This window comes from Amycolatopsis sp. FU40 (assembly GCF_021903635.1).
GTDB classification, from domain to species: Bacteria; Actinomycetota; Actinomycetes; order Mycobacteriales; family Pseudonocardiaceae; genus Amycolatopsis; species Amycolatopsis dendrobii.
The window spans coordinates 7,963,815-7,976,069 of the sequence record NZ_CP091381.1; the positions used below are offsets into that span (position 1 = coordinate 7,963,815).

Genomic DNA, 12,255 nt, shown 5'->3' on the forward strand with positions numbered 1-12,255 from the left:
AGAGGCAGCCGGATAACCCCTCGCGGTTATCCGGCTGCCGCGGGCTCGTCGAGCCAGCCCTGCCTGCTGACCTCCCACGCCAGCTGCATCCGGGTCTGCACGTTCATCCGGGACATCAGGTCGTGGATCCGCCGCTGCACGGTCCGCTGGCTCACCGCGAGCCGCGTCGCGATCGCCTTGTCGGTGACCCCCGCGACCAGCAGCGACAACAGGTGCAGCTCGTCCCGGTCCGGACCGGCGCCGCCGGGAGCGTCCTGCGGGGTCCCGTCCGCGCGCAGCGGCCAGGCGCGTTCCCAATAGCTTTCGAACAACGCGATCAACGCGGCCAGCAGGCTGCTCTCGCGGATCAACGCGGCGGTCGGTTCGCCGGAGCCGTCGAGATTCTGCACCAACGGGCACAACGCGATGGTGCCGTCGGCGATCGCCAGCCGCACCGGAACCACGGTCGACGACCGCGCCTCCTCGCCGTGCCGGATCCCGTGCGCGACGTTCTCGATCATGCCGGGCTCTTCCAGCATCGCCCGCTCGTAGACGACCCGGTACCGCACGCCGCGGGCGAGCGCGTCGTACTCGTCGGCGTTCTCGCCGGACGCCATCGCGATGTGCCCGGCCCGGCAGAACCACAGCAACTCGTGCCGGGCGCCGACCTGGATGTTGGTCAGCTGCTGCCGGATCGCCGCACTGCCGGTGATCACCTCGACCAGCTGCGTCGCGTCCCGCCGTCGCGCGCCGCCGCGGTACTCCTCGGCCATCCGGCTCACCGCGGTGCGCGCCCATTCCAGCGATTCCTGCCCGCGCATCAGCAACGGCCCGAACGCGACGTCCGGCGGCGACGGCGCGTACTTCGGCTCGTCCCCGGCGACCAGGCTGACCAGCCCCTTGGCGTGCAGCGAACGCAGGATCGCCGACACCTGCGCCGCGCTCAGCCCCAGCTGCTCGGCCACCTGCCGCGGTCCGGCGTCGAACATCCCCACGAGGAGCCGGTAGACCCGCTCCTCGTCCCCAGTCACCCCGATTGCGTCCAGCATCCGGCGAGCGTAAGGCACCGGCAACGGGAGCGAACGAGACAAAACCGGACAGCGCCCGCCGGGGACCAGTCCCGGCGAACCGGACTACAACCGGGCCTCGCACCCCCGATCAGGAGGCTCGACGATGACCGGCGATCCCCGCCCCGACCCGTTCCCCGGCCCGGATGACCAGGCTTTCCCGGCAAGATCGCGCAAACCGCTGGCCCGCCGTCCGGCGTGGTGGATCGGGTTGGCGTCCGCCGCCTTCTTCGTCACCGGGATCGTGTTCTTCCTGCTGCCGGTGACTGCCCTTTATTACCTCGACGACGCCGGGAACCCGACCGACGTCCGGGCGATCTACGGCACCCGAAGCGATCAGATGCTGGGACTCCCCGCGAATATGTTCGGCCGGGGCGACCCGCCGACGGACACCACGAGCGTCCGGATCGGCTGCGGCACGGCGCTCAGCACTCCGGAAAGCTGGCTGATCACCGAGGCACACGGAGCGGAAGGCTGCTCGGCGGCCGAGCGGCCACGCATGATCATCGGCTGGCTCGGCGTGGGACTGGGGATGCTCGGCGCGGCCGGGCTCGTGGTGGGCGGCCGCCGTCAGCCGAGGCCGAACGCCGCCCAGACGCACTTCCCGTTTTCGGCCGGGTCGTAGCCCCAGCGGCGGGAAAGCGCACGCACCAGCTGAAGCCCCCGGCTGCGCGCCGCGGACGGGGCGACCGGTTCTTTCAGCTGCGGAATGGAGGCAGAGGTGTCGAAGACCCGCACCATCAGTTCGCCGTGCTCGAGCCGGAGCTCCAGCCGGTCCGGCCGGTCGCCGTGCTCGAAGGCGTTGGTGACCAGCTCGGAGGTCGCCAGCAGCACGTCGTCGCGCACCTGGGCGGGAACGTCGAGCTGGGCGAGCGCGGCGCGAACCTGGGCTCGCGCGATGGCGGGCGCGGTGACGTCGTCCGGAAGCTCCAGCAGCACGGTGGCGGCAGTCGCCCCGGTGCTCCTGGTCGGCATCCTCGACGTCGTCATGGCTTCTGCACCTCCCGGCCGCTGTGCTCGCATGTGGTGTTTACCCAACCCGGCCGAAAGCGAATCAGGTGCCCTCGGTGATGTCAGTCTCGGCCAGTCCGGTACGGAGCTTTTTCAGCGTCGCCGCGAGCAGCCGCGACACCTGCATCTGGGAAACCCCGACGCGGCGCGCGATGTCCGACTGGCTCATCCCGGATCCGAACCGCAGCGCCACGATCTTGCGTTCGCGCTCGGGCAAACTGTCCAGCATCGGCCGCAGCGCCTCGCGCAGTTCCGCCTGGCCGAGGTTGGCGTCCGGCGCGCCGAAGCGCGTGTGCGCGGAGTTCTCCAGCAGGTTGTCCAGCGAGGCCCCGTACCGCCCTTGACCGGCCCGCAGGCCCTCGTAGACGTCCTCGATCGGCACGCCGAGATGCCGCGCGATCTCACTGGGCTTCGGCGCGCGCGAAAGCCGCACGGTCAGTTCCTCGCGGGCGGCCGAGATCGTCGCGTTGAGTTCCTTGAGCCGCCTCGGCACCCGGACCGACCAGCTGTTGTCGCGGAAGTGGTGGCGCAGTTCGCCGGAGATCGTCGGCACCGCGAAGGCCAGGAAATCGGTGCCCTGCTCGGGGTCGTAGCGGTCCACCGCGTGGATCAGGCCGACGGTCGCGATCTGCACGAGGTCGTCCATCGCCTCGTCGCGGTTGCGGAACTTCCGGGCGAGGTTGCGCGCCAGTTCGAGATGCTCGCGCACCAGCCGGTCCCGGATCTCCTCGCGGCGGGGCGCGTGCTCGGGCAGCTGCGTCAGCTCGTGGAACAGTGCTGCCACGTCGGTGGGCTTGTCGCCGCCGGCGGGGTTCGTCACGAGCTGGCCGCCTCACTCTCCCGGACCAGTTGCACCCGGGAGAGGTACCGGCCGTTGGCCGGGGTCACGGTGCGCCGCGCGGAGGTCGCGAGCGCGGTCAGCAGCTGCCAGGACAGACCGGTCTCGTCGCCGTGGTCGGCGCGGTCGGAGACCACCGACACAGTGACCTCGATCCGGCCCTCCAGCCAGGAGAACACGCAGGTCAGCTTGCCGTCGGCGGCCGAGGGCAGCAGCATCGAACAGGCCTCGTCCACGGCCATCCGCAGATCCTCGACCGCGTCCAGGTCGAAGTCCTGGCGCATGGCGATGTCGGCGACGATGGTGCGCAGGGTGGGCACCACGTGCGGGATAGCCGCCGTCCGCACCTCGATGAGCTGTGCGTCCTCGCGCTCGAGCGGGGCGTTCTCCTCCACGTGCTGTCCTCTCTCCGGCGTGCCACGCCAGTCTTTCGTGCCCGATCTGCCACATGCCCGGGGGGTGAGCAAACCAAACCCGGGTTTGACCGCCGCGACCGGCGGGCATGTAGCCGTCGAGTGTGCTGATCCCGGGAAAGGTGGGGACGACATGGCTGACGTGAGCCGACTGCCGAACGTGGTGGCCGAGGAGTGGGAGTGGCAGCTTCAAGGCTCGTGCCGCGGCGCGGACAGCAGCCTGTTCTTCCATACCGACAATGAGCGCGGTTCCGCGCGCGAGCGCCGCGAGTCCCGGGCCAAGGCGATCTGCCACACCTGCCCGGTGCTGGCCCAGTGCCGCAAGCACGCGATGACCGTCGAAGAGCCGTACGGAATCTGGGGCGGGCTCGGCGAGATCGAGCGCCGCGAGCTGTTCATGCGCGAACGGCGAGCGAAGCGCAAGACGGTGTCCGCCTGAGCCGACCGACCCCGCGACCCGCGCGCCCACCTGCGGTGCGCGGGGTGCTGTGCGTCCGCCGGTCGAGAGCGCGCCAAGGTGTAGCCATGTGCCGACGCGGACTCAGTCACCCACTGGGTTAGGGTTGAGTCTCCAGATGCTTGGGACCGTGACACGGTTGCCTCTTGAGACAACAGGCGCGTACCGGCGCAGGAGCAGCGCCTGACGAGGAGAAACTGCATGCCCGCAGCCGACCAGAACGCCACTCCGCCCGGATTCGGCATCACGCTGGACACCGCGGCCGCCGAGCCGAGGGTCGTGGTCACGGGTGAGCTCGATCTGCTCACCAGCCCGCAGCTGCAGGAAGCTCTTGCCGGATTGATCGCGGACAAGAATTCCCGTCGCGTGGTGGCCGACCTCACCGGGGTGACCTTCTTCGACTCATCGGCGCTGAACGTCGTCCTGCACGCCCAGCGGCAGGCCGGGGAACAGGACGTCGAACTCGAGGTCGTGCCGAGCCCGGCGGTCAGCCGGGTGATCGAGCTCACCGGCGTGGCCGAACACCTGAGCGTGTCGGAGGAACCTCCGGCCTGATCTCCCGCTACGGTCGCTGAAAAATGGCCCGCGACCTGGGGGATAACCATCATGATGGGGCGCACGCACGCCCTGACCGGCTGGTGCGCGGGCCTCGCCCTCGCGCCCGCGGTCGGCGTCGGCTCGGTGCATCAGGCGGTGGTCTTCGCGGCCACCACGGCCGGGTTCGCGCTGCTGCCGGACCTTGACCATCCCAGCGCCAGTGCGACCCGCCTGTTCGGCTGGCTGACCGGCGCGCTGTCGTGGCTGCTGCGCCGGGTGTCTGCAGCTGTATACGCCCTGACGAAGGGCCCCCGCGACGAGAAGGTGACCGGCACGCACCGGCACCTGTCGCACACCCTCTTGTTCGCAGTCGCCCTCGGCGCGGCTACCTCCGCTGGCTGTACCGCCGGTGGAGCTTGGGCTGTGCTGGGCGTGTTGTTGTTCGGACTCCTGCTCGCCGTCGCGGCTCTGGGCGATTGGCTGCTGCTGCCCTATGGCGGCGCGGTGGCCTGGTGGTACTTCACCGCGCCGGACGACCGGGTAGCCCAGCTGGCGGACATCTCCGGCTGGCTCGGCGTGGCGGTCGCGGCCGGCTGTTTCGTGCACTGCCTCGGCGATTCGCTCACCGAGTCGGGCTGCCCGTTCCTGTTCCCGCTGCCGATCGCGGGGGAGACCTGGTACGAACTCCGCCCGCCGAAGCCGCTGCGGCTGCACACCGGGAAAAAGGTGGAGACGCGACTGGTGTTCCCGGTGTTCGTGCTGGTGGGGATCTTGCTGGTGCCGGGAGTATGGGACTGGGCGGTGGCCACGGTGGAGCATTTGTTCACGCCACCGGCTTCGCAGACCGCGACTCAGTGAGCCTCGCTCAACGCCGCAGGATCTCCTCCGCGACAGCGCTGCCGGACCGCACGGCGCCCTCCATATAGCCGTTCCACTCCACCGCGTACTCCGCACCCGCCCAGTGGATACGGCCGACTGGTGGCCGCAGCACGTCGCCGTAACTGGTCCACACTCCAGGGGCGAAGTGGGCGCCGTAACAGCCTCGGGTGAACTCCTCGGCGCTCCAGTCCTTCTCGACGTACGCAGTCGGTTCGGCGGCCCGCGGCCCTAGGTAGCGGACGAAGGAATCGAGCACGGCCTGGCGGCGCCGGTCGGGCGGAAGACGCTGCCAGCGGCGTGCCTCGCCGCCCTCGACGAAGCCCAGGAGGACGCCGATTTCGCCGCCCGGCGGGGAAACGTCGAAGGTGACCTTGACCGGACCGTTGTCGGAGGCGACCTGCCCGTTGAGTCCCTGCTCGCGCCAGAAGGGCGTGGGGTACGAGGCGAACGTCTTGGTGACCGTCCCGGCTGGCAGCTTCTGCGTCAACTGGTCGCGCCAGGCGGGCAGTACCGGGTCGTACCGCAGCCGTCCGGCGAGCGTCGGCGGGAGGGCGATGACGACCCGGTCGCCGGTGAAGGTTTGCCCAGCGCGGGTGGTGACCGTGATCCCGGCCTGGTCGTGGGCCACCGACGCGACCGGTGTCGACAGCCTGACGTCGAGCCCGTCGGCGAGTCGTTGTGCCACCAGGACGGAGCCGCCGACGACGCGGTCCTGCTGCGCGCCGCGGTCGACGGCGAGGAGGGTTTCCAGGTCCGCGTTGCTGACTGCGTAGAACAGCGCGTGCAGCAGGGAAAGATCGCTGGCGTCGGCGGCGAAGACGGCTTCGGTCGCGACCCGGAAGTAGGCCCGTCCGCTCGGGGTGTGCAGATTGCGCCGGACCCAGGTCTCGAAGGTTTGGCTGTCGAGCAGGCGCGCCTTCGGATGCGCCCACGGCTGCTTCGGGTCGATGCCGCGGGCGAGCCTGCCGAAGCGGGTCAAGCCCTGGGCGAGGTCGGCGAGCGCGACCGGATTGAGCCGTGGCACGGCGCCCTTGGCTCCGTCGACGAGGGTGCGCCTGCCGCCGAGCTGGACGAGCGTTTTGCCTTCGTCGTTCCAGGTGCGGAAAGTCGCCAGGCCGAGTTCGCCGACGAGCCCGTGCATCCTGGTGTGGCCCTCGCCGATCCAGGTGCCGCCGAGTTCGATCGGGTGTCCCTCGATTTCGCCGCCCTCGGTCCGCCCGCCGACCCGGTCACGAGCTTCGAGGACGACTGTCTCGGCTCCGGCCGCCTTGAGTTCCCGTGCGGCGGAGAGTCCTGCCAGTCCCGCGCCGACGACCACGACCTGCATGGCTTGCTCCCTCGCGTTCCGGAGATTCGGTCAACTGACCGATTCGGTGCAGCCTAAGGAGCGCCGCCGCGGCTGGCAAGGATTCGTGGCAAGATTTCGGTCGACTGACCGAAAGGGGTGGCCATGCCGTACGTCGAGGCCGCGGTACGCCGGACCCAGTTCATCGCGGCCGCCCGCACCGCGCTGGCCGCGCACGGCGTCGCCAAGACTTCGCTGCGCGTCGTGGCCGCGCAGGCGGACGTCCCGCTGGCCACCATGCAGTACGTCTTCCCGTCCAAGGAGAAGCTGCTCCGGGCCGTGATCGAGGACGTCGTCGACGAGATCGCCGGCGTTCTCCAGGTCTCGGCTGCCACCGGCCAAGGCCTGGCGAACGCGATCCGGCAAGGACTCGACACCTTCTGGGGCAAGCTCGTCGAGGGCGGGCGCGAACTGCAGTTGCTGCAGTACGAACTCACCATGTACGCCCTGCGCACCTCTGGCCACGAAGAACTCGCTCGGCTCCAGTACCGGCGCTATGCCGACGTCGTCGCTCAGTGGTGCCGGGAAGCCGCTGAGCAGGCGGGCGAGACTGCCGCCGTTTCCTTCGACCACCTCGCGCGCATGATCGTCGCCGGAGTGGACGGGCTGATCCTGCAGTACGTCTGCGACCCCGACGACGCGCGGGCGAGGGAGGGGCGCGAGGCGTTGGCGGACATGGCGATCGGGCTGGCGAGGGGCTGACGCCGATTACTCCTCGAACGTAGGTGCGCCCGAGTAGTCGCGGGAGTGCACGATCCGACCGTCCCGCGCCGTCATGACCATCGCGTACGTCGACACATACGGCTTGCCCTCGTACTCCCCGTGCAGGTCGTACTCCGCCACCAGCACCTCCGGATCGCTGGTCTCGTGCACCACGACCCGATCCGCCTTGGTGATCCGGCGGCGCTCTCCGGCCTCGTGAAAGCGTTTGCGCAACTCCTCCCGGTCGCGCGTCACCTTCGGCACTCCGGCCGGCGCGAACGGGATTTCGATCACGACGTCGTCGGAGTACAGGTCGGCGAGATCGTCCCAGCGGTTGTCGACAGCCGCGTCGAGGAAGCGCTGGAAGACCTCCTTCGTCCCGTGCAGTGCGGTTGCTGCGCCGTTGTTCGGGTAGTCGCGGTACCGGGCGACCTGGCCGTCCCGCACGGTCAGCAGTCCGGCGGACGACGGGAGCCGGTAGCTGTGCCCGGTGTGCGGGTTGCGGCCCTCGGCGACGAGTTCGACAGCGAATCCGTCCGCGGTTTCCGTCGTGGTGACCTCGACTTTCTCCAGGCCGATCCGGGCCGCGACGGCGCTGCCCGCGCCGAGTGTGGCCAGTACCGCGTCCCGGCCGGCGGAGCGGTGGCCGGTGAACGGGATTTCGTAGACGGCGTCCTCGGCGAGAACGCCGGCGAGCTGCGCGGCGTCGAAGGCGCGCAGTGCGTTCGCGACGATCTCGGCTACTTCGGACACGGTGCGGGGCATCAGAAACCTCATTAGGGAAGAGAGGGGGATAATCGGAACGGGGCACCCGCTTACGAAGATACGGAGTTGTCACTCCGGTTGTCAACGACGGCCTGGAGATCTGAGACACGGTCAGAAGCGGCGGAGATCGTTCCAAGGAAGAATCGGACGACCGCACCACTTTGAGATCAGAGGAGATAGCCGGTGGAGAAGCCTGCGCTCCGCGCGGACGCGCGCCGGAACCGCGCCCGTGTGCTGGCTGCCGCCGAAGCAGCGTTCGCCGTCGACGGGCTCTCGGTGCCCCTCGACGACATCGCGCGGCTGGCTGGCGTCGGCGCGGGCACTGTCTATCGTCATTTCCCCAGCAAGGAAGCGCTGTTCCAGGCCGTCGTCGTGGAGCGGCTGGAGCAGTACGGCGTTGAGGCGCAGGAGCTGATCGACTCCGACGCGCCAGGCGAAGCGTTCTACGACTACTTCACGCGCGTCATCGAGCAGGCGTCGCGTAACCGTGCGATCTGCGAAGCGCTCGGTGAGACAAGCGGTTCTGCGTACAAGGCCGAAGCGGCGGAGCGGTTTCGCGTGAACCTCACGGCGCTTCTGGAACGCGCGCAAGCCGCGGGCACTGTACGCACAGACATCGACGGCGAAGACCTGCGCGCGCTCATTGTCGGCGCGCTCGCGGTAGAGCGGTTTACGCCGGACAGCCGGCACCTGGTGCGCGTACTGCTGGACGGTCTGCGCAAGGTCTAGCGGCGACCGGTGCGCAGGTGGATGCGTTCGCCGGACTTGCTGAAGAGGCTGAGGATTTCGACGTCGCCCTTGCCCGCGGCGCCGAACCAGTGCGGGATGTGACAGTCGAACTCGGCCGCTTCGCCGTTTCCCATGATGAAGTCGTGCTCGCTCAGGCGAACGCGTAGGCGTCCGCGAAGAACGTAGAGCCATTCGTGCCCGTCGTGGGTACGCAGGTGAGGCTCTTCGTCGTGCGCCGGGATGACCTGTTTGTAGGCGCGGATTTCCCCCTGGTGCCGGGACAACGCGATCAGCACGCGCCCGTCCTTCTTGGCGGGCTGCTGGGGCACGCGCGGGTCGACGATCCGCGGCGCGGCGACGATCTCGTCGAACGGGACGCCCAGCGCCGCGGTGATCGGCAGCAGCAGTTCGAGACTCGGCTTGCGCTGCCCGGATTCCAGCCGGGACAACGTGCTGGTCGAGATGCCGGTGGCCCGCGCGAGGTCGGCGAGGCTGACGCCCTGCTTGTCTCGCGCCTGCCGAAGCCGGGGCGCGATCTGCTCGAGCACGCTGTCGACGGTGGGGTGGTCGCTCATGCGGCGCAGTCAACCAATGCGTCCCGGAAACGGCAACGTTTCTTGCCGCTTTCGCGTGCGGCTTCCGATGCTGGTCGCAGGGGTCCCCAAAACCACGGAGGCGAAGCGTTGATGACCAGCGAAACCGTCGAAAAGCCACGGAGTTCCGCGCGCTTGCCCGTCGGCGTGTACCTGCTCGCCTTCAGCCTGTTCGCAATGGGCAGCGCGGAATTCCTTCTGGCGGGCGTGCTGCCCGCGGTGGCCGACGATCTCCAGGTTTCGCTGTCCTCCGCCGGGTTTCTCATCACCGCGTTCGCGCTCGGGGTCGTCATCGGCGGGCCGCCGTTCGCCGTGTTCAGCCTGCGCTGGCCCCGCCGCACCGCGCTGATGGTCACCCAAGGAGTGTTCGCCGCCAGCGTCGCCGCCGGGCTGCTGGGCAACTACCCGGTCTTGCTGGTGAGCCGGGTCGTCTCGGGCGTCGCCTACGCCGGCTTCTTCGCCGTCGCGTCCGTGACCGCGATCAGCCTGGTCGCCCCGGACCGCATCGCCCGCGCTTCCGGGGTCGTGGTCAGCGGCCTGAGCGTCGCCATGGTCGCCGGCGGACCGGCAGGCACCTTGCTCAGCCATTTCACCCAGTGGCGAGGCGGATTCTGGGCCGTGGTCGCACTGACGCTCGCCGGGACCGTCGCCTGCTCGCTCGGGATCCCCGCGACGACCCGGTCGGCGGCGCGGCCGAGTGTGTCGCGGGAACTCGCCACGATCCGCAAACCCCGGCTTTGGGGCATTTTCGGGATCACGATCCTGACGACCGCGGCGTACATGATCACGTTCAACTACCTCTCGGCCATGCTCGCCGAGATCACCGGCGTCCCCACCGGATGGATTCCCGCGGTCCTCGCGCTTTTCGGAATCGGCGCCTTCGTGGGCCTGTCCATCGGCGGCCGTATTTCCGACCGGCGACCCCACGCCGCGCTCCTGGGCGGAGCCGTCGCGATCGTGCTTCTTTCGGTTGTCCTGGTCGGCGCGATCCGCAGTTCGTGGGCGATGCTTCCTACGGTGTTCCTGCTCGGGATCGCTGCCTTCGTACTGAATCCCGCGATCTACGGCCGGGTCTTCGCCATCGCCGCCGACGCCCCGACGCTCGCCGGGGCGACCACGGTTTCGGCTTTCCAGCTGGGAATCAGCGCTACTCCCGTCCTCGCGGCGGCCGTGCTCGCCCAAGCCCTCAGCTGGGTCAGCCTCATCGGAGCGGTCCTAGCCACGCTCGCGATCCCCCTGATCGTTCTCGACCGTTCCCTCGGCTAGCGGCAGGTCTCGCATCTTGCGAAGCGGCGAAGCGATGAGAATCGCCGACGCGGCAAGGATTCCGATGCCGCATACGTACAGCGTGACCCGGGTTGTGGTGAGTTCCGCGATCAAGCCGCCGAGCAGACTGCCGAGCGGGGCAATGCCGAAAATGACCGTCTGCGACACCGAGGAGACACGGCCGAGCAATTCGTGCGGGGTGACCGCTTGCCGGAAGCTGGTTTCGAACACGCCAAGCACAATGATCCCGAAACTTGACCCGAAGCCGCCCGCGACCCACCAGGCGAGCCCCCAGCCTTGTGTCGCGAAAGCGTTGAGCAGGAACGAAACGCTGTACACGGCGGCACCGAAGTACAACGCCCGGGCAGCACCGAAACGAGTGCCGAGCCGTTGCGCGACTCCACTCGCGAGCAAGGCGCCGAACAGCGAGATCGTGCCGAGCAAACCGATCATGAACGGTGCGACGTGCAGATCGCGGACCATGAACACCATCGACACCGCCATGAACATCGACTGGAACAGGCTCGACGCGGCACCGTGCAGGGCGATCGCCCGCAGGAGCGGATTGTGCATAACCGTCCGCAGTCCCTCGCCGATCTCGCGGCGAAGGTTCCGCTCCGCGGGCTCAGGCCGCACATCCGGCGTGCGAATCCGGTGCAGCCAGGCGGCCGACCACAGGTAAGTCAACGCGTCGACAGCCATCGCGCCCGCGCCGCCGATGAACTGCACGATCATCCCGCCGAGCCCCGGCCCGGCGATCGCGGCGACGGACAGGTTGGTCTGCAACCGGGCGTTCGCGTCGGGCAGTTCGCCGCGTTCGACGAGGTTCGGCAGGTAGGTCTGGTGCGCGACGTTGAAGAAGACGGTGAACACCCCGGCCAGCAGCACGACGACGTACAGATGGCCCAGCGTCAGCGATCCGAACACCGCGGCGAGCGGCACCGAGCCGATGAGCAGCGCGCGGCCGAGGTCGGCGGTGATCAGCACCGGCCGGTTGCGCATCCGGTCGCACCACGCGCCCACCTGCAGTCCGAGCAGCAAATACGGGAGCGTGCTCAGCGTCCGCAGCAGCGAAACCTCGGCCACGGACGCGGCGAGCGTCGTGGTCGCCAGCAGCGGGATCACCAGGAAGTCGATGCGATTGCCGACCTGGCTGAGGCCGTCGGCGAGCCAAAGCCGCCGGAAGTCCGGCGAGCGAAGAATCCCCCTCATAGGGTTAGTGTTATATAAGTTGAGTCGGTAGATATCAAGTTGCACAGTGCGTAACGACGCCTATGATCAACGCGACGAACCCTCGTAGCCGAGTGACCGTGCGGCGAGGAGGTGCCGGATGTCGGACACCGCTCCCACCTGGGGTTATGTCGTCGTGACCGGTCTCGCCGGGCTGGCGGGCGGGCTGCTGGTCGCCGCGCTGCTGGTCGCCGGTCGCACTCCGCGTCCGGCCGGAGAGTCTTCGCCGCCCACCCCGCCGCCTGTGCAGCAGGTGACGGTCACGGTGACCGGCCTCCCTCTGCCGCCGATCACCGTGACCCATCGCCCGCCCGCACCTCCGGCCCCGCCGCCGCGCACGACCACGGCCACGGTGTCGGTCACCCCGACTCAGTCGAGCCCGTCGGCACCCCCGCCGACCACACTGGGCCCGACCAGCGGATTCATCCGCGACGAACGCTGACG

At 69.2% G+C, this 12,255-nt stretch carries 16 protein-coding genes; 8 read left to right on the plus strand and 8 right to left on the minus strand.

The features are described 5' to 3' along the window. Window positions 1-26: 26 nt before the first annotated feature. On the minus strand, window positions 27-1,028 hold the full coding sequence (locus L3Q65_RS37600) for a LuxR family transcriptional regulator (protein WP_182893750.1): 1,002 nt from the start codon (window positions 1,026-1,028) through the stop codon (window positions 27-29). A 124-nt stretch (window positions 1,029-1,152) separates the two neighbouring features. Here L3Q65_RS37600 and L3Q65_RS37605 point away from each other — a divergent pair, with 124 nt between their 5' ends. Then, window positions 1,153-1,671, plus strand: coding sequence for a hypothetical protein (locus tag L3Q65_RS37605; protein ID WP_182893751.1), 519 nt, complete (start codon window positions 1,153-1,155; stop codon window positions 1,669-1,671). Here L3Q65_RS37605 and L3Q65_RS37610 read toward each other — a convergent pair. The 3 genes from L3Q65_RS37610 to L3Q65_RS37620 form a co-directional block, all read right to left on the minus strand. Continuing rightward, on the minus strand, window positions 1,617-2,036 hold the full coding sequence (locus tag L3Q65_RS37610; protein WP_182893752.1) for an ATP-binding protein: 420 nt from the start codon (window positions 2,034-2,036) through the stop codon (window positions 1,617-1,619). The genes L3Q65_RS37605 and L3Q65_RS37610 overlap by 55 nt on opposite strands. A gap of 64 nt (window positions 2,037-2,100) precedes the next feature. Further along, a complete protein-coding gene (locus L3Q65_RS37615) occupies window positions 2,101-2,877 on the minus strand; it encodes a SigB/SigF/SigG family RNA polymerase sigma factor (RefSeq protein WP_182893753.1) in 777 nt (258 codons plus the stop codon). Continuing rightward, complete coding sequence (locus L3Q65_RS37620) at window positions 2,874-3,290, minus strand: anti-sigma factor (protein ID WP_182893754.1); 417 nt, start codon at window positions 3,288-3,290, stop codon at window positions 2,874-2,876. Before L3Q65_RS37620 ends, L3Q65_RS37615 begins: the two co-directional genes overlap by 4 nt. A gap of 151 nt (window positions 3,291-3,441) precedes the next feature. Here L3Q65_RS37620 and L3Q65_RS37625 point away from each other — a divergent pair, with 151 nt between their 5' ends. From L3Q65_RS37625 to L3Q65_RS37635, 3 genes are all read left to right on the plus strand, one after another. Next, window positions 3,442-3,747 (plus strand): WhiB family transcriptional regulator, encoded by a 306-nt coding sequence (locus L3Q65_RS37625; protein WP_009086013.1) that lies wholly within the window; start codon window positions 3,442-3,444, stop codon window positions 3,745-3,747. A 219-nt stretch (window positions 3,748-3,966) separates the two neighbouring features. Further along, window positions 3,967-4,320, plus strand: coding sequence for an STAS domain-containing protein (locus L3Q65_RS37630; protein WP_009086015.1), 354 nt, complete (start codon window positions 3,967-3,969; stop codon window positions 4,318-4,320). 54 nt (window positions 4,321-4,374) lie between these two features. Beyond that, window positions 4,375-5,160: a metal-dependent hydrolase gene (locus L3Q65_RS37635; protein ID WP_182893939.1), complete on the plus strand. Its 786-nt coding sequence runs from the start codon at window positions 4,375-4,377 to the stop codon at window positions 5,158-5,160. 7 nt (window positions 5,161-5,167) lie between these two features. Here L3Q65_RS37635 and L3Q65_RS37640 read toward each other — a convergent pair whose 3' ends face one another. Continuing rightward, window positions 5,168-6,508 (minus strand): flavin monoamine oxidase family protein, encoded by a 1,341-nt coding sequence (locus L3Q65_RS37640; RefSeq protein WP_237597791.1) that lies wholly within the window; start codon window positions 6,506-6,508, stop codon window positions 5,168-5,170. Window positions 6,509-6,631: 123 nt separating this feature from the next. On the opposite strand from L3Q65_RS37640, the gene L3Q65_RS37645 reads away from it, so the two are divergent. Continuing rightward, entirely contained in the window at window positions 6,632-7,228 is a 597-nt protein-coding gene (locus L3Q65_RS37645; RefSeq protein WP_182893756.1) for a TetR/AcrR family transcriptional regulator, read from the plus strand. Window positions 7,229-7,234: 6 nt separating this feature from the next. Here the strand turns inward: L3Q65_RS37645 and L3Q65_RS37650 are convergent, their stop codons facing one another. After that, a complete protein-coding gene (locus L3Q65_RS37650; protein WP_182893757.1) occupies window positions 7,235-7,993 on the minus strand; it encodes a nuclear transport factor 2 family protein in 759 nt (252 codons plus the stop codon). 183 nt (window positions 7,994-8,176) lie between these two features. On the opposite strand from L3Q65_RS37650, the gene L3Q65_RS37655 reads away from it, so the two are divergent. Further along, a complete protein-coding gene (locus L3Q65_RS37655; RefSeq protein ID WP_182893758.1) occupies window positions 8,177-8,722 on the plus strand; it encodes a TetR/AcrR family transcriptional regulator in 546 nt (181 codons plus the stop codon). Here the strand turns inward: L3Q65_RS37655 and L3Q65_RS37660 are convergent. Continuing rightward, entirely contained in the window at window positions 8,719-9,297 is a 579-nt protein-coding gene (locus tag L3Q65_RS37660; protein WP_182893759.1) for a helix-turn-helix domain-containing protein, read from the minus strand. The two genes, L3Q65_RS37655 and L3Q65_RS37660, sit on opposite strands and share 4 nt — an antisense overlap. A gap of 111 nt (window positions 9,298-9,408) precedes the next feature. Between L3Q65_RS37660 and L3Q65_RS37665 the strand changes: the two genes are divergently transcribed. Beyond that, window positions 9,409-10,581, plus strand: coding sequence for an MFS transporter (locus L3Q65_RS37665; RefSeq protein ID WP_237597792.1), 1,173 nt, complete (start codon window positions 9,409-9,411; stop codon window positions 10,579-10,581). On the opposite strand, the gene L3Q65_RS37670 is transcribed toward L3Q65_RS37665, so the two are convergent. Beyond that, window positions 10,531-11,793, minus strand: a complete 1,263-nt coding sequence (locus L3Q65_RS37670) for an MFS transporter (RefSeq protein ID WP_237597793.1) — start codon at window positions 11,791-11,793, stop codon at window positions 10,531-10,533. The two genes, L3Q65_RS37665 and L3Q65_RS37670, sit on opposite strands and share 51 nt — an antisense overlap. Window positions 11,794-11,911: 118 nt before the next feature. Here L3Q65_RS37670 and L3Q65_RS37675 point away from each other — a divergent pair, with 118 nt between their 5' ends. After that, window positions 11,912-12,253: a hypothetical protein gene (locus tag L3Q65_RS37675; protein WP_182893762.1), complete on the plus strand. Its 342-nt coding sequence runs from the start codon at window positions 11,912-11,914 to the stop codon at window positions 12,251-12,253. Window positions 12,254-12,255 lie beyond the last annotated feature (2 nt).